This window comes from Streptomyces sp. NBC_01622, assembly GCF_045209635.1.
Classification (GTDB): Bacteria; Actinomycetota; Actinomycetes; order Streptomycetales; family Streptomycetaceae; genus Streptomyces.
Genome location: NZ_CP109293.1, coordinates 1392367 through 1409417 on the forward strand (window position 1 = coordinate 1392367; position 17051 = coordinate 1409417).

Annotated in this window: 12 protein-coding genes; 8 read left to right on the forward strand and 4 right to left on the reverse strand. The window is 71.4% G+C overall.

Going from position 1 to position 17051, the window contains the following annotated elements:
• The first annotated feature begins 2 nt into the window (after positions 1-2).
• From OH768_RS06465 to OH768_RS06480, 4 genes are all read left to right on the forward strand, one after another.
• Positions 3-680, forward strand: coding sequence for an HAD family hydrolase (locus tag OH768_RS06465; RefSeq protein WP_406450938.1), 678 nt, complete (start codon positions 3-5; stop codon positions 678-680).
• 74 nt (positions 681-754) lie between these two features.
• Positions 755-2929 carry a hypothetical protein gene (locus OH768_RS06470; RefSeq protein WP_406450940.1) on the forward strand — a complete coding sequence of 725 codons (2175 nt, stop codon included), beginning with the start codon at positions 755-757 and terminating at the stop codon, positions 2927-2929.
• 172 nt (positions 2930-3101) lie between these two features.
• The gene (locus tag OH768_RS06475; RefSeq protein WP_406450942.1) at positions 3102-3806 is read left to right on the forward strand and encodes a class I SAM-dependent DNA methyltransferase; all 705 of its coding nucleotides are present in this window, start codon (positions 3102-3104) and stop codon (positions 3804-3806) included.
• A 162-nt stretch (positions 3807-3968) separates the two neighbouring features.
• Positions 3969-5684, forward strand: coding sequence for a SpoIIE family protein phosphatase (locus OH768_RS06480; RefSeq protein ID WP_406450944.1), 1716 nt, complete (start codon positions 3969-3971; stop codon positions 5682-5684).
• Positions 5685-5687: 3 nt separating this feature from the next.
• On the opposite strand, the gene OH768_RS06485 is transcribed toward OH768_RS06480, so the two are convergent.
• The gene (locus OH768_RS06485; RefSeq protein ID WP_406465166.1) at positions 5688-7169 is read right to left on the reverse strand and encodes an MFS transporter; all 1482 of its coding nucleotides are present in this window, start codon (positions 7167-7169) and stop codon (positions 5688-5690) included.
• Positions 7170-7445: 276 nt separating this feature from the next.
• Between OH768_RS06485 and OH768_RS06490 the strand changes: the two genes are divergently transcribed.
• Entirely contained in the window at positions 7446-8345 is a 900-nt protein-coding gene (locus tag OH768_RS06490) for an amidohydrolase family protein (RefSeq protein WP_406450946.1), read from the forward strand.
• 31 nt (positions 8346-8376) lie between these two features.
• On the opposite strand, the gene OH768_RS06495 is transcribed toward OH768_RS06490, so the two are convergent.
• Positions 8377-10761 (reverse strand): BTAD domain-containing putative transcriptional regulator, encoded by a 2385-nt coding sequence (locus OH768_RS06495; protein WP_406465167.1) that lies wholly within the window; start codon positions 10759-10761, stop codon positions 8377-8379.
• A gap of 187 nt (positions 10762-10948) precedes the next feature.
• On the opposite strand from OH768_RS06495, the gene OH768_RS06500 reads away from it, so the two are divergent.
• Positions 10949-11647, forward strand: coding sequence for a hemerythrin domain-containing protein (locus OH768_RS06500; protein WP_406450948.1), 699 nt, complete (start codon positions 10949-10951; stop codon positions 11645-11647).
• On the forward strand, positions 11644-12561 hold the full coding sequence (locus OH768_RS06505) for a pyridoxamine 5'-phosphate oxidase family protein (RefSeq protein ID WP_406450950.1): 918 nt from the start codon (positions 11644-11646) through the stop codon (positions 12559-12561). Before OH768_RS06500 ends, OH768_RS06505 begins: the two co-directional genes overlap by 4 nt.
• A gap of 7 nt (positions 12562-12568) precedes the next feature.
• Here the strand turns inward: OH768_RS06505 and OH768_RS06510 are convergent, their stop codons facing one another.
• Together OH768_RS06510 and OH768_RS06515 are read right to left on the reverse strand one after the other, a co-directional pair.
• A complete protein-coding gene (locus OH768_RS06510) occupies positions 12569-14029 on the reverse strand; it encodes a glycoside hydrolase family 76 protein (RefSeq protein WP_406450952.1) in 1461 nt (486 codons plus the stop codon).
• Positions 14030-14061: 32 nt separating this feature from the next.
• Entirely contained in the window at positions 14062-15675 is a 1614-nt protein-coding gene (locus tag OH768_RS06515) for a glycoside hydrolase family 27 protein (protein ID WP_406450954.1), read from the reverse strand.
• A 204-nt stretch (positions 15676-15879) separates the two neighbouring features.
• Between OH768_RS06515 and OH768_RS06520 the strand changes: the two genes are divergently transcribed.
• Entirely contained in the window at positions 15880-17049 is a 1170-nt protein-coding gene (locus OH768_RS06520) for a glycoside hydrolase family 76 protein (protein ID WP_406450956.1), read from the forward strand.
• The last annotated feature ends 2 nt before the right edge of the window (positions 17050-17051 follow it).

Here is a 17051-nt window from a genome sequence, read left to right on the forward strand (position 1 = left end):
CCATGAGCAACCTCGGCGACCTCTCGGTCATCTTCGATCTCGACGGAACACTCGTGGACAGCGAGCCGAACTACTACGAAGCCACCCGGCAGACCCTCGCCGAGCACGGCGTCCCGGACTTCACCTGGGCGCAGCACGAACGCTTCGTCGGCATCAGCACCCAGGAGACCCTCGCCCTCCTCAAAGAGCGCTACGGCCTGAAGGCGCCGGTGGAGGAACTGCTCGCGGAGACGAACAGCCGCTATCTGGCGCTGGCCCGGGCCGCCACGCACGCGTATCCGGAGATGCGGAAGTTCGTGGAGCTGCTGGCGGCCGAAGGCGTGCCGATGGCCGTGGCCTCGGGTTCGTCGCCGGAGGCGATCGAGGCGATCCTGACGGGGACCGGGCTCGACACGGTGCTGCGGACGGTGGTCTCGGCGGACGAGGTGGCGCGGGGCAAGCCCGCGCCCGACGTCTTCCTGGAGGCCGCCCGCAGGCTCGGGGCGACTCCGGCCGACTGTGTGGTCCTGGAGGACGCGGCTCCGGGCGCGGCGGCGGCGCACGCGGCCGGCATGCGCTGCATCGCGATCCCGTACGTGACCGCGCAGGCCGACGCCCCCGAGTTCGCCACGGCGGGACTGCTGCTGCGGGGCGGCCAGGCGGAGTTCAGCGCCCAGGGCGCGTACGACTGGCTGACCTGACGTCGGGTGCTGCGCGAAAAGGTCTGCGAGAAACCCGAATGCGCCCGCTTGTTCGGTTCTGGGAGCATGCCGGAATGATCGACCGACTCGAACCGCTGGTCATCCGGCACACGCTCCGCGTCCCCACGCCCACGGGTCCCGTGGGTGAAGGCGCCACCGTCGCGCGGCAGTTCGACGCCGCGCTGCTGTCCGTGGGCTTCAAGCTCTCCCCGGAGCTGCTGGAACGACTGTCGGGGCTGTCCGAGGAGACGGTCACCGGTATCGCCACACGCACGCTGCGGACCGTCCGCCAGATGGTCGGCGACCACGTCCGGCACAACGTCTACTTCATCGGCTTCCCGGCCGACGTGCCCGACACCGTGGACTTCTGGATGTCGTGCCTCGCCGACGCGCTCCGCGACGAGAAGACCCCGGCCGCGACGCTCAAGCAGTTGCGGACCGGCGTGGTGAACCTGCTCGACCTGCCGGCCTACGGCAGGTACCAGCACACGTACGCCGAAATGCTCGCCGCCCAGGACGAGTTGATCGCGGCGGCGGGCGACCGGATCACGGTGCTGCACCCGGGCGGCGACCTGGCCGGTGAACTCACCGCCCTGTACCTGGCGTTGGCGGGCAGCGCCACTCCGCTCGGCGAGGAGCACCTGCGTGATCTGCGGGCGCTGGCCGAGCGGTGCGTCGACGGGCCGCAGCCCGAGGCGATCCCGGTCCGGGAGAACCGCGCGATCGTCAACGAGGCCCGGTTGGCGGCCGGTTCGAAGCTGTTGCTGGACACCGTCACCGATGTGCTGCGACTGGCCTGCGCGCTGTCGGACGGCGATGTGGCGCTGGCGGAGCCGACCCGCTTCAAGTCGCTGTCGCGTCCGGTGCGGCGGGCGCTGCTCGCGGGGCTGGACTCGGTGGTCGCCGCGTCGCCCGCCAAGCTCGCCGACGTGGCCGCGCACCGCGAGGAGTGGAAGCGGCTCGGTGAGCGGCTGCATCCGCACGAGTACCCGAAGTGGCCGCACGCCGCCGAGGTGTTCGCGGTCGCGCGGGGTGAGCTGGAGGCGCGGTCGTTCGACGGCCGGGTCGAGGAACTCCTCGCGGAGAACGATGTGTTGGGGGCGGTGAAGGTGCTGAGGTCCGCGCCCGGCAAGCTGTTCCGCGCGCTGGACCGGCTGCTGCGCACCGCGCTCACGCAGGAGGAGCGGGACGCCGTGGTGGCCGCCGCCGAGGAGGTCGCGCCCGAGGTGTCCGGCCGGGTCGTGCTGTCGGTGCGCGAGCATCTGCACAACCGGGCTCGGGATTCCGGGGAGTTGCGGGTGTTCGTGAACCGGCGGGGCCGTGCCTGGGTGACCGACGACGAGCGGACGGTCGTAGGACCTGCGGAGCGGGCGCGGCTGATCGCGGTGCTCGACGACGAGACGCGGCGTCGACTGCCTTCCGCGGAGCGGCTGTTGGTCGATCCGGAGGTGCTCGACGTGGCGCTGCCGTTGAGCGGGAAGGCGACGGCGGCCGGGCTCGGGGTGCTGCCGCGCGGGTCCGTGTCGGCGGTGGAGGGCGAGTTGCTGCGCTTCTTCGTGTACTGGAAGGAGTCCGAGCAGCGCACCGACTTCGATCTGTCGGCGCTGATGCTCAACGCGGACTACTCGACGAACACCTGGTTGTCGTACACCTCGCTGACCGAGATCGAGGGTGAGCACTCCGGTGACATCACCGAAGCGCCGGACGGGGCCTCGGAGTTCATCGATCTGCGGCTGGGTGCCGTGCGCGGGGCGTTCATCGTGCCGCAGGTCAACATCTTCGCGGGCGAGGGCTTCGAGGAGGTCGAGGAGTCGTTCTTCGGGTTCATGCTGCGCGAGGGCGAGCAGCGGGGGCGGCCGTTCGAGCCGCGAACCGTGCGGATGGCGTCGGAGCTGCGCGGTGCGGGGCGGGTCGCGCTGCCGCTGGTGTTCCTGCGCGGGGAGGACGGCCGCTGGCGGGCGAAGTGGCTGCACCTGTACCTCAAGGGCAGCCCGTCCGCGAACCGGGTGGAGGAGAACCGCGTGACGGTGGCGACCCTGCTGCGCGGCATCGTCGAGCGCGAGCAGCTCACGGTGCGGCATCTCGTCGGCCTGATGACCGGGGAGACGACCGAGGTGACGCTCTGGGACGGCGGTGCGGTGCCGGACGGCGGTCCGGTCACCTACATCGGTCTGCGCCGCCCGGACGGGCTGCCCGAGGGCTCGCGGATCGTGACCCTGGAAAATCTGCGGGACCTGATCCCCGCCTGACTGCTAACGTCAGCCTTGGCGAGGCCATGAACGGGCTTCCTTCTCATCTTCCCAATGAATTTAGTCCGTTCGCTTTCCTCGCCCCCGACGTCGCGTGAGGGGCGCCCCAGGGCGCCCCTCACGGCGTTCTCCCACTTGAAACGCACTTTCCCCACTTGTGGGACAATCCTCTATGCGCGGACGAAAGGCCATTTCAGTGAGCAGAGCGAACGACGGGGCCGACTACGGCAGCCTGCGGCTCGACCGCTCGGGTCAGGCCGAGGCCTTCGACGCCATCGGGGACCGCTACGACGAGGCCTTCCCGCACAAGGAGGGCCAGATCGCCGCCGGTGACTGGCTGATCGAGTCCCTCGGTCCGGGTTCCCGGGTGCTGGACCTCGGCAGCGGCACCGGCGTGCCGACCGCCCGGCAGCTGACGGAGGCGGGCTTCGAGCTCGTGGGCGTCGACCTGTCCCGGCGGATGGTGGAGCTGGCCCGGAAGTACGTCCCCGGCGGCACGTTCCACCAGCTCGACCTGGCCGATCTGCGCCCGGGCGGCCCCGCTGACCTGGGCCGTTTCGACGCCGTCGCCGCGTTCTTCTCCCTGCTGATGCTGCCGCGCGCGGAGATCCCCCTCGCCCTGCGCACGATCCACCACCTGCTGACCCCGGGCGGTCTGTTCGCCCTGTCGATGGTGGAGGCCCATGTGGACGACTTCGCGATCCCCTTCCTCGGCAACACGATCAGGGTCTCCGGCTATCTCCTCGACGACCTGCACAAGATCATGGACGACGCGGGCTTCGAGATCGTGAAGGAGACCTCCTACACCTACGCCCCGGCGGTCGCCGACGTGCCGCCCGAGGAACAGGTCTTCCTCTGCTGCCGACGGCGCGACTGAGGCCGTAGCACCGACCCGGCGGCCCAGCGGCCGCACCAGTGGACGGGACGAAGCGTGACGGAGCCACACAGCCCCCGCGAAGGCCCCGCCGGAACCGCCCGGCGAGGCGGTTCGGCGAGCGGCCCGGCCCCGGTCCGGCCGCCGGATCCGGGATGGGACCGGGTGCCTCTCGCACCCGTACCGCAGACCGACCGGCTCCAGTACCTGGACGTGGCGACCAGACGGATCGCCCGCGGGATGGACCTGGACGAGACGCTGCGGGAGCTGCGGTGGGCGGCGGTGCCCGCCTTCGCCGACGCGATCGTCATCCACCTGCACGATCCGCTGCCCGTCGGGGACGAGAAGTCGGCCGCGCCCGTGGTCCTGCAGCTGCACAGCATCGACCGGGCGCCGGAGGCGCGGACCGCGCTGCTGATGCCGCACGCCGAGTACGCGGACGTGACCGAGCGGGTGCAGCCGGTGCTCGACGGACGGCTCGCGAAGCTGCTGCTGGCCGGGCAGCCGGCCTTCGGCGACGCGGACGACATCGGGCCCGCGGTGGCCGAGCTGCTGGGGCCCACGGCGAGCGCGCCGGGGACGCTCCCGCCGGGCCATCGGCTGATCATCGCCCCGCTGCACGGCCGCCACCACGTCATGGGCACCGTCGTGCTGCTGCGCCGCCCCGACCGTTCCGTGTTCACCGGCGACGACCTCCTCGTCGCCTCCCAGCTGGCCACCCACACCGCGATCGGCGTGCAGAAGGCCGTGATGTACGGCCATGAGGCCTCCGTCGCGGACACGCTCCAGCGCACCATGCTCCCGTCGTCGCTGCCGGAGCCGACCGGTGTCCAGCTGGCCAGCCGCTATCTGCCCGCGTCGAAGACCGCGCAGGTCGGCGGCGACTGGTACGACGCGATACCGCTGCCCGGCAACCGGGTCGCGCTGATCGTCGGCGACGTCATGGGCCACTCCATGACCTCGGCCGCGATCATGGGCCAGCTGCGCACCATCGTGCAGACCCTCGCCGGTCTCGACCTGCCCCCGCACGAGGTGCTGCACCATCTCGACGAACAGGCCCAGCGCCTGGGCAGCGACCACATCGCGACCTGCCTGTACGCGATCTACGACCCGATCTCGCACCGCCTCCTCATGGCCAACGCCGGCCACCCGCCGGCGGTCCTGCTGCGACCGAACGGCCAGGCGGAGGTCCTGCGGGTGCCGCCGGGCGCCCCGATCGGCGTCGGCGGAGTCGTCTTCGAGTCGGTGGAGATGCCCGCGCCCACCGGCACCACCCTGGTGCTCTACACCGACGGCCTGGTCGAGTCCCGGGCCATGGACGTGGGGACGGGCGTCGAGGCCCTGCGCACCCACCTCCAGTCCACCCGGCACGGACAGCGCCTGTCCTCGCTGGAGCGGCTGTGCGACCGCATCCTCGCCGCACTGGCGCCAGGGCCGCGCGACGACGACATCGCGCTGCTCACCGCCCGCTTCGAGGGCTTCCCGCCGGACAGCGTCGGCTACTGGCACCTCGACCCGCACCCGCTCACCGCGGGCCAGGCCCGCCGGCTGACCCGCCGGGTGCTGCGCCGCTGGGGCCTGGACGCCCTGCTCGACACCACCGAACTCATGGTCAGCGAGATCGTCACGAACGCCGTCCGGTACGCCTCGCGCCCGATCTCCCTACGACTGCTGCGCACCGACGTGCTGCGCTGCGAGGTGACCGACGACTCGCCCCAGGTGCCCCGGATGCAGCAGGCGGGACCCGGTGACGAGGGCGGTCGCGGGCTGTTCCTCGTGGACCGGCTCGCGCAGCGCTGGGGGGCGACGCGGCTGAGCACGGGCAAGGTGGTGTGGTTCGAGCAGCGGATCCCGAAGGACCCGTCGTGTCCCGGGAGTTGACGCTCAGACCGGTCCGACGCCGGTGCCGCCCTTGAGCCGTTCCAGGTCGGAGGGACGCACCTGGATGACCACGACGGCGATCAGCGCGGCGACCACGGTGAAGATCGCGGCCATGACGAAGGCGGCCGACGCTCCGGAGGTGAGGACCTGGTCGCCCCAGGTGCCCGGGAGCTGCCCGGTGCGCTGGAAGCGGAGCCGCTCGGCCGGGGTCGCCTGGGACAGGAACGCGGGGATCTGGTCCTTCGCCTCGTTCCTGCTGGCCGTGCCGAACATCGTCACCAGGATGGACAGCCCCAGTGAACCGCCCACCTGCTGCATCGCGTTGAGGAGTCCGGAGGCCGCGCCGGTCTCCTGGACGGGAACGTCGGAGAGCGCCATCAGGGTCAGCGAGACGAACTCCATGCCCATGCCCAGGCTGAACACCAGCATCGGGCCGAGCACACTGCCCGCGTAGGTGGAGTGGACGTCCGTCAGCGTCAGCCAGGACAGGCCCCCGGCGGCGAGGATCGCGCCCACCACCATGAACGGCTTTGGCCCGTAGGTCGGCAGGAACCGCGAGGCAAGGCCGGCGCCGACCGCGATCACGGCACTGACCGGAAGGAAGGCGATGCCGGCCATGAGCGGGCTGAAACCCAGCACGTCCTGCACGAAGAGGGTGAGGAAGAAGAACATGCCGAAGATCGCCGCGGAGAGGCAGAGCATGATGGCGTATGTCCCGGCCCGGTTGCGGTCCTTGAACATGTGCAGCGGGGTGATCGGCTGCCGGGAGCGCCGCTCGACCAGGACGAACCCGGCGAGGACCACTGCGGCCGCGCCGAACGAGGCCAGGGTGAGCCCGTCGCTCCAGCCCTCCTGCGCGGCCCGGATGAAGCCGTAGACCAGCAGCACCATGCCCACGGTGGAGGTCAGCGCACCGGTGATGTCGAAGTGGCCCGGGTGGCGTTCGGACTCGCGGATCCAGCGTGGGGTGGCGAGGACGATGAGCAGTCCGATGGGCACGTTGACGAAGAGCACCCACCGCCAGTTCAGCCACTCGACGAGGATCCCGCCCATCAGCAGCCCGATCGCGCCCCCGCCGGCCGAGACACCGGCGAAGACCCCGAACGCCCGGTTGCGCTCGGGTCCTTCGCGGAACGTCGTGCTGATGAGGGCGAGGGAGGTCGGGGAGGCGATGGCACCGCCGACGCCCTGGAGGGCACGGGCGGCGAGGAGTTCGCCGGAGTTCTGGGAGAGTCCGCCGAGCAGGGACGCGAGCACGAAGAGCAGCACGCCGAACACGAACACGCGCCGTCGGCCGAGGATGTCGCCCGCCCTGCCGCCGAGCAGCAGCAGACCGCCGAAGGTGAGGGTGTAGGCGTTGACGACCCAGGCCAGGCTGGTGGTGGAGAACCCCAGGGAGCTCTGGATGTGCGGAAGCGCGATGTTCACGATGGTGATGTCGAGAACCACCATCAGTTGACAGGCCGCGATGACCAGCAGCGCCATGGTGCTTCCGCCACCGCCCGTGTCCCGGGTGGTGGTGGGCGCTGTGGAGACTTGCCGAGGGCCGCTGCTCATGGTGCTTCGCGCTCGCGAGAGGACAGTGGACGGTCACGCCCACCGGATGCTCACCGTTCGACGGTACGCCCGGCCCCCGCCCCCCACCACTCGATCATCACCGGCCCAGGGGCTAGGTTCACACATGACAGGACATGGGGAGAGACCATGGGTGACCGTGGTCGTCGTCGACGGCACACTCAACGCCTTGGCGGGAGAAGCGACATGACCAATGTCGACGTACACCAGCATCTGTGGACCCCCTCGCTGGTGACGGCTCTGCGCGCCCGCCGCGAACCGCCTTGTCTGGACGGCTGGACCCTGTTCCTGGACGGTGAACCGCCCTTCGAGATATCGCCCGCGGACCATGACATCGCCCGGCGCGCGGAACTCGCCGCCGCCGACGGTCTCGACCGGGTGCTCGTCTCGCTGTCGGCCCCGATCGGCGTCGAATGGCTGTCCGCCGCCGAGGCACGGCCGCTGCTCGACGCGTACCACGACGGCGCGGCGGCGCTGCCCGAGCCGTTCGGGGCCTGGGCCGCGGCCTGTGTGCGGGACATCGACGCGACGGCGACCGCCAAGGACCTGGACCGCGGCTTCGCGGGTCTTCAGCTTCCCGCCAACTCCCTTGCGGACGCGGCCGGTTACGACCGCTGCGCCCCGCTCCTCGACCTGCTCGAAGAACGCGGCCGCCCGCTCCTCGTCCACCCGGGGCCCGCGGTGGGCTCCCCGGCGGACCCCGGCTGGTGGCCCGCGGTGGTGCCGTACGTCCAGCAGATGCACGCCGCCTGGTACGCCTTCCACGCCTTCGGCCGGCCGCGCCACCCCCACCTGCGGGTGTGCTTCGCCCTGCTGGCCGGACTCGCCCCGCTGCACGGGGAACGGCTGGCCGCCCGGGGCGGCGGACCCGGGCGGGCCGACCTCGGAGTGTTCGTCGAGACGTCGTCGTACGGCCCGACCGCCGTCGAGGCGACCGTCCGTGCCCTCGGTGTGAACGCCGTGGTCCAGGGCTCGGACCGGCCGTACGCCGAGCCGCCGCGGCATCCCGGTCATGGGCTGGGCGGAGCGGCGGCGTACGCCTTCCGCATCGCCAATCCACGAAGACTGTTGACCGGACAGGGGTGAGGAGGCGCGACTCGGTGCTTCCCCTCCCCTCCTACGTCGCGAACGTCCGGCGCCGCGCGTGTGCGGTCGCCAGGACCGCCATCGCCTCGCGGGCCCGGTCGGCCAGGTGGGCGGAGCCCCAGGCGAGGGCGGTGTGCTCGGCCAGGTTGTAGTTGTCGGCCGCCGGGCCGTCCTCGCCCAGGAGCCGGTGGAGGTCGGCGAGGGCGTGCGCGAGGGGGCGGGCCGCGTCGGTCGAACCGGCCCTGATCTGCGCGCCGAGCAGCCTCACCAACAGGCTTACGGTGTCGTCCAGTTGGGCCGGTTCGGCGGCCGGCCCGGTGGCGGCGGCGCGGGTTTCGATCGCCTGCTGGATGAGGTCCACGGCGACGTCGTGGGCGTAGCGCCGTTCGGCCGCCTCGGCGGCGCGGAGCGCGTAGTCGACGGCGAGCGGCGCGTGCGCGGTGCTGCCGGAGTGGGCGAAGTGGTGGGCCAGGGCGGCGAGTTCGTTCGGCCGGTGGCGGCGCAGCGCCTGCGCGATGCGGGCGTGCAGGCGGGCCCGGCGTACTCCGGACAGGTCGGTGTACACGGTGTCGCGGACCAGCGCGTGCACGAACCGGACGCGTCCGGGGCCGGACTCGGTCAGCAGGTCGGCGGCGAGGGCGGCGTCGAGGCCCTCCAGTACGGTGTCCTCGTCGGTGTCGGCCGCGTCGATGAGGACGGCCGCATCGGCCTCCAGGCCCACGACGGCCGTGAGCCGCAGGGCCGAGCGGGCGGCGGCGGGCAGCAGGGCGAGCCGTCTGCGCAGCACGTCGCGTACGCCCTGCGGGACCTCGGACACGGCCACGAGAGCGCCCTCGCCGGCCAGCAGCCGTGCGCTCTCCAGGACGTAGAACGGGTTGCCGCCGGTCCGTTCGGCGAGGGCCGTGACCGTCCACGGGTCCACGGGTCCACCGCACACGGCGTCGACGACGGTGGCGACGTCGTGCGGGGCCAGGCCGCTCAGCGCGACGCGGCGCGGTGCTACGGGGGCGAGATGGGCGAGGGTCTTGCCCAGGCGCTCCCCCGCCTCGGTGGGCCGGTAACTGGCGACGGTGAGCAGGGGTACGCCGGTGACGGTGGACGCGGCTTCGAGCAGGGCGAGGGTCTCGCCGTCGGCCCGGTGCAGGTCCTCCAGGACGACGGCGAGCGGGAACTCACCGGCCGCCGCGCGGAGCCAGGCGGTGAAGGCGCGATGCATCCGGAAGCGGCCGACGGTCGCCTCGTCCCGGGTCGTGACGGCCGCGCTGTCCTGCTCGCGCAGCAGTACGGCCAGTTCGGCGGGGCGCGTGGGCGGGAGTTCGCGGGCGAGCGCGCCGAGCGCCTCCGCCCAGGCCCAGGCGGGCGGCGCGCCCTCGTACGGGGGGCACCGCCCGACCACCACCGTCCACCCGGCCGACCGCAGTCGTCCCTCGACCCGCCCGAGCAGCGCGGACTTGCCCACCCCGGCCTCGCCCGTGACCAGCACGACACCGCCCCGCCGCCGGGCGGCCCGCGCGGCGGCGTCCACCGCGTGCAGTTCGCTGTCCCGGCCCACGAAGAGGGCGGCCCCGGTGCGTGGTTCACCGCTGTGGCCCAGGACGAGGCCGGTATCCCGCCTGTCGGCCAACACGCTTGGCTCGGCGCGCAGTTCAACACGGCGCGGCACCTGCGCGCGCAGCACGTCGAGCCGTCCGTTCAGTACCGCCTGTTCCAGCTCGGCCAGCGCCGGGCCGGGGTCGCAGCCGAGTTCCTCGCGCAGCACCCGGGTCGCGCCCCGCAGTGCGGCGAGGGCGTCGGCCTGTCGTCCGCAGGCCCACTGGGCGAGGGCGAGCAGCCGCCACCCCTCCTCCCGCAACGGGCTTTCCCGTACGAGGAGTTCGGCCGCCGGTACCGCCTCGGCGGGGCGTCCGGTGTGCAGGTCGGCGGCGACGGCGAGTTCGCGGGCCTCGGCGCGCAGCGCGGTCAGGCGGGTCGCCTCCGGCTCGGCCCAGGCCTCGTCCGCGTGTTCCGCGAAGGCCGTGCCCTGCCACCAGGCGAGCGCCTCGGCGAGCAGTGCGCGGGCCTCCTCGGCCGGTGCCTGCCGGGCACGGGCCACCCAGGTCTCGAAGCGCCAGGCGTCCACCGCGTCCTCGGGCAGCCGCAGGGCGTAGCCGGGTGGCGAGGTGACCAGCACGGTCGCCGGGGTGCGCGGCGGCCGGCCCGGTTCGAGGGCGCGGCGCAGGTGGGACACGTAGGTGTGCAGGGAGACCGTGGCACGGCTCGGCGGTGCTCCGCGCCACAGCGCGTCCGCGATCCGGTCGACGGGTACGACCGTGCCGCGGGCCGCGATCAGCAGCGCCAGCACGGCCCGTTGGCGTGGAGCACCGAGTCCGACCGGTCGCCCCTCGTCATCGGCGCCCAACGAACCCAGGACTCGAATACGCAGCACGGCGCGGGAATCTACCCGAGCGGTGGTTCAACGCGGTCAACAGACGATAAACGCCCTTTCCGCAGGCCCGCGGAGATCACCGCGGCGACCGCGCCGAGCCCCTCGCCAAGTGGACGCCAAGAGGGCCGCACGACCCTGGGAGGCTGTTGCCGATATCCGATCGTTGGAGCAAGCAAGCGTGTCACCCACCAGCACGACGGACGAACTTCCCACGGCCGAGCGTCCGTACACCCACGAGATGATCGTGGTCCACCGGGTCTTCCGCCGCGAGTCGGCGTATCTGCCCCGCCTGGCACGTGCCGTCCCCGACGGCGACACGGCCCGCGCGACGAGGGTCGCGGAGCATCTGCGCGAGTATGTGGCGGGACTGCACAGCCACCACTCCGTCGAGGACGAGCTCATCTGGCCGCACCTCCAAACCCGCGTCAAGGACGGCCAGTTGGTGGCCCGCATGGAGGAGCAGCACCAGCGCATCGACGTGAGCCTGACGGTCGTGACGGAGTGGACGGCCGCGTGGGAGCGGGCGGCGGACCCCATTGCCGGGGAGGAGTTGGCGCTCGCGCTGGAACAGCACGCGGCCGTACTGCTCGAACACCTCGACGACGAGGAGCAGTTGGTCCTGCCTCTGGTCGCGGAGCATCTGTCGGCCGGGGAATGGGACCTGGTCGGGCGCCGCGGGCTGGAACGGATCCCCAGGAACAGGCTGTTGATCGCGCTCGGCGCGATCCTGGAGGATGCCACGCCCGAGGAGCGGGCGTACTTCCTCGGCAGGACCCCGCTGGTCGGCCGGCTGCTGTGGAAGGCCGTCGGCCGCCGCCAGTACGCTGCCGCCTGCCGGGCGATACGCGGCCCGCTGGACGGGGAGCAGAGCCGATGACCCTTCTCGACGCCGCGCCGCTCGACGTCCTGGACGCCTACCGCACCTGCGAGTTCGTCACCCTCGGCCGCGACGGCACACCGCTGGCGTGGCCGACCGCCGTGTGGCGGCAGCAGGACGGCACGCTCCTGCTGAGCACGTCCCTGGCCTTCACGCAGAAGGCGCTGAACATCCGCCGGGACGGCCGCGTCGCGCTCCTCTTCTCCGACCCCACCGGCAGCGGCCTCGACCACGCCCCGCAGATCTTCGTCGGCGGCCGTGCCGAGTGCCCCGACGAGATCATGACGGGCCCTCAGGGAGCCGAGGACTACTGGCGGATGCTCTTCGAACGGCAGCCGCACAGCAGGGCGTATGTCAACCCTCCCCTGCGACGGTTGATGGACTGGTACTACCTCCGGCTGCTGATCACTCTCACCCCGGACCAGATCGTCGTACGACCGCCGCTCCCCGCGTCGGACCAACAGGCCACGGAGGCGGGGCATTCGCTGCCGGGCGCGGCCCAACTGGCCCGTTTCTCCTCGGCGGTGCTCGCCGCGCGCGACGCGTCGGGGGCACCGGTGCTCGCCCGGACCCGGCCCGTGCCGGCCGGGGACGGTTTCGCGGTGGAGGTGCCCGCGGACTGCGCGGCGACCGAGGGTCCGGCCTCGCTCCTGGTGCACCGGCACGACGAGCAGCTGAACAACATGCACAACGCCCTTGTCCGGGGCACCCTGAAGGTCGTGGACGACGGCTGGCTGCTGGTCCCCGCCAAGGTGGTGGAACCCATGGGCACGGGCCGCCCGACGGACGCGATCCGCGTCCTGCGCGACACGCGCCGCGCCACCGCCCGCTATCTGGAACGGCGTGGCCTGGCTCGCCCCCGGGTGCGGTGGGACGAGTTCAAGGCCTTGGCCGTGTCCGCGAAACAGAGGTGACGGACCGTCAATTCGCCGCGTTCATCAGGTCGAGCGCGCTCTGTTGCCGGGCCGCGTCGGTGGAGTCCAGCGGTCCGGCCCAGTGCAGCCCGTACGCGTCGAGGGCGTTGCGGTCGTTCGCGTAGGCGGCGGTGGCCTGCCGCGCGATGTAAGAGGTGTAAGGACGGTCGGACAGGCGGGAGTTGAAGGCACTCAGCCCCCGGATGTACGCCCCCTTGAACGACGGCCCGTCACCACCGCAGCCGCTCGCCTCGCACGGTTCCCGCAGGATGCCACCGGAGTTGAGGGCCGTAGACGTGGTCGAGGCATCGCCGATCTGACGGCCGGTGGTGAGGAGGGTGGAGTCGCCGGTCGCCCGGTACAGCTCCGAGAGACCACCGAGCAGCACGCCCTGGTTGTACGACCATGTCGTATCGCCGTTGTTGCCGCAGGTCGCCAGGTTGATGCCGTCGTTGACCAGATGGGAGCCGTTGATCATGCCGGTGCCCTTGAACCACGACCACTCGGCGTTGGCGCGCCCGAGGTACGCCGTGTCGCCCGCGATGCGGTTGTGCAGGGCCGCGTTCAGCTCCAGGTAGAGGGAGTTGGCGATCGCGTTCTTGTAGGTCCTGGCGGTGCTCCACCACACCCCGCCGCCACAGGTCGTGTCCCAGTAGCGGGCCATGTAATCGGCGTCCGCGCGGGCGGTGTTGAGGTAGCGGGAGTCGCCGGTGAGGTCGTATGCGTCGACCCAGGCCAGTCCCCACCAGCCGGTGTCGTCGATGTAGTCGTTGGTGAAGTTGCCGCCCTGGGCGGAGAGGTTGCGGTCGTAGGTGTTGGCGATGGCGTACTTGTAGCTGGCCATTCCGGTGACGCGGATGTTGTCGATGAGGGCGGTCAGGGCGTTGGCGGAGTTCCACCAGCCGGTGGTGTCGAAGAGGCCGGTGCCCAGGTTGTAGGACTGCATCAGCGCGGTCGCCGCGGCGGTGGGGCGGCTGCCCGCGTTCCAGGTCGTCCGGGCCCACTGCGTGCAGGCGATCTCGGCCCGGTCACCGGCCTTGCCGCAGGCGCGCAGGGCGCCGACGCCGAGGGCGTTCCAGTCGTCGACGTTGTACATCAGCGTGCGCCAACCCCCTTGCCCCGCAGGGATGGTGGTGTCGCCGAGCTTGCCGCCCGAGCTCCAGGTGCGGCCGCCGTCGAAGGAGCGGTCGAGCCAGACCTCGTCACCGGGGCTGCCGTTGGTGATCGAGGCCCAGCCCATCGCGTCGGTGTCGTCGAAGTGCAGGGCGATGGAGCGCGAGTAGATGGTGGCCGACACCGGCTGGCGGTCTCCCGGGGACAGGGCGGGGTCGCGGGCGTCGCAGTACTTGTTGCAGATCGTCGCCTCGGCGGCGGCGCTCGCGGCGCCGGTGGAGACCGGCACGAACAGGGCCAGGGCGGCGATCAGACCGGTCCCGACTCGCCTGATTCGTCTAGCTGTTGAGTTCATACCGGCTCCAGGGGTGTGGGGGATGCGGGCGGTCAGCCCAGGCGCCACTGCTGGTTGGCGCCGCCGTTGCAGGTCCAGAGTTCCAGCGCGGTGCCGTTGACGTTGCCCGCGGGCTGGTCGCCGCCGGTGACGTCGAGGCACAGGCCCGACTGGGTGCCGGTGACGGTGCCGTTGGGGTTGAGGCTCCACTTCTGGTTGGCGCCGCCGTTGCAGGTGTAGAGCTCCACCTTGGTGCCGTTGCCGGTCTGGTTGTCGTAGGCGTCCAGGCACTGGGTGCCGCCGTAGAGCCGGAGTTCACCGGCGGCGGTGATGGTCACGGCCTGGTTGGTGCCGCCGCCGCAGTCCCAGATCTCGATCTTGGTGCCGGGGGTGGTCTCGCCGTTGTAGGCGTCGAGGCAGCGGTTGGAGGAGGCGCCGATGAGCGGGTGGGTGGTGCCGACGCTGGTGCCGCTGCCGGCGGAGACCCGGTACATGACCGAGCCGTGGCCGGGGACGCTCGCCGAGATGGTGCCGGTGGTGCTGCTGATCACGTGCGACCAGAGGTTGTTGAGCTTGTACGAGGACGCCGAGGGGAGGCCGGCCGCCGTCGCTGAGGTGGTGATGGTGGCGGCGGAGGAGTTCTCGTTGAAGAGGACCACCGAGACATCCCCGTTGGCGAGCGGCTTGGAAAGGACGTGCAGGCCACCGGAGTTGGAGATCTCGGTGCCCTGCTTGCCCAGGGAGTCCTGGTCGACGGCGATGACGTCCTTGTTGCCGTAGAGGGAGAGGGTGGCGGCGGTGGCCTTGCGCAGGTCGGTGCCGGCGATCAGGGGTGCGGCCATCTCCGACCAGAGGCTGAAGTGGGTTCGGTCCTCGGTGAACGACATGCCGTTGCCGACTTCGAGCATGTCGGGGTCGTTCCAGGCGCCCGGCTTGGCGTACGCGGCGAGTTTGACGTTGGCCTTGTAAATGGACACCACGGTCGAGAAGTTGACGTTGATGTCGTCGGTGGTGCGCCAGCTGTTGCCGACGCCCGCGCCCCAGGTCCACACGTCGGCGAGGCCCCAGTTGCAGAGGCTGTAGACGATCGGGCGGCCGGTGGCTGCGAGGGCGTCGCGCATCGCGGTGTAGCGCTGCTGGTCGGGCACGTTCTGGTGGTTGCAGTTGTCGTACTTGAGGTAGTCCACGCCCCAGGCGGCAAAGCTGTTGGCGTCGGTCTGCTCGTGGCCGAGGCTGCCGGGGTAGCCGGCGCACGTGGCGGTGCCGGCACTCTCGTAGATGCCGAGCTTGAGGCCCTTGCTGTGGACGTAGGCGGCGGTGCCGCTGATGCCGTCGGGGAACTTGGCCGGATCGGGGACGAGTTGGCCCGCCGCGTTGCGGGCCGAGGTCATCCAGCAGTCGTCGATGTTGACGTACTGGTACCCGGCGTCCTTCAGCCCGGAGGAGACGAGGTAGTCGGCGGTCTGCTCGACGAGCTGCTCGGTCACGTTGCAGCCGAACGCGTTCCAGTCGTTCCAGCCCATCGGGGGCGTCCTGGCGAGGCCGTTGTCGAGGGCCTGTGCGGGCGGTGCGGCGCGCAGCACCAGCAGGGCCGGGACGAGGGCCAGCAGCAGCGCCATGGTGAGGGCGGCGCTCAGGCGTCTCTTGAACGGTGCCGGAACGGTCATGTCGAGGTCTCCTGCTTCGCCGTGGGGGGCTGCACGAACTCACCGTTGGAAACGTAACCATCGCGAGGGTTCCACCAGCCGGGTCCGGCCGTCAATGGTCCGGACCAGAATGCCCCGGGAGTGAACCGCCCGTGCCGTCAGAGGCGTTGACGGCCTCCTGAGTCGATGGCAACGTTTCCATCACCCGCACCCTTGGAGGCCACCATGTCCCTGCGCCCCTCCCGGCGAGTGATGATCGGTTCCGGTCTGGCCGCGCTGACGGCGTCGGCCGCCACACCGGCGGACGCGGCCGAACGGCCAAGCTCCGCAAAGGCGTTGTCCCGCGCGAGAGACGCGTACTCCGCCCTGAAGAGACACTTCGACACGGGCGACGGCTCCGGGCTCGTCCGCGAGCAGATCCCGGCGGCGGGCGGCGACAACCCGTACTCGTACGAATGGCCCTTCTCGCAGGTGCACATCGCCGCCCTCGATCTCACCGCCGTGGACGGCGAGTTCGAGCCGGAACTGTCCCGACGGGCGGCGGCGCAGGAGCACTACTGGAAGCCCGGCGGAGGTACCACCGGCCTTCCCGGCTACGCCTCCTACCCCGTGGCGCCCTACGGCTCGGGCGGCGACATGTTCTACGACGACAACGAATGGGTCGGCCTCGCGAAGATCCAACGGCATCTGCAGACCGGGGACGCCGCCGCGCTGGCCCGCGCGAAGGAGATCTTCGCCCTGGTGCGGTCCGGCTGGGACACCGACAGCGGTCATGCCGCGCCGGGCGGGGTCTTCTGGACGCAGGCCGACTGGAGCCACGACCGCAACACCGTCTCGAACATGCCGGGCGCCCAACTCGCCCTGCGGCTGCACCAGATCACCGGCGAGGCCGACTACCTGGACTGGGCGAAGCGCTTCTACGACTGGACGAACGCGCATCTGCAGAGCCCAAGTGGCCTGTACTGGGATCACCTTGACCTTCAGGGGACCGTCGAGAAGACGTTCTGGTCCTACAACCAGGGCGTGCCGGTCGGTGTGGCGGTGCTCCTGTACCAGGTCACCCGGGACCGCGCCTACCTGCGCCAAGCCGAGCGGATCGCCGCCGCCGCGTACACCTACTACGTCACGCAGGGGCGGCTGTTCACGCAGCCCGTGTTCTTCAACTCGATCTTCTTCAAGAACCTGCTGCTCCTGGAGTCGGTGACCGGGAAGGACGCCTACCACCGGGCGATGGCCGACTACGCCGACCAGGTGTGGGACACGATGCGGGATCCCGCCACCGGACTTGTGCACTTCGACACGGCCGGTGGCACCCAGGCGATCCAGCAGGCGGCACTGGCGCAGCTCTACGCCGTGCTCGCCTGGCCGCGTGCCAAGTGGCCGACGCTGTACTGACG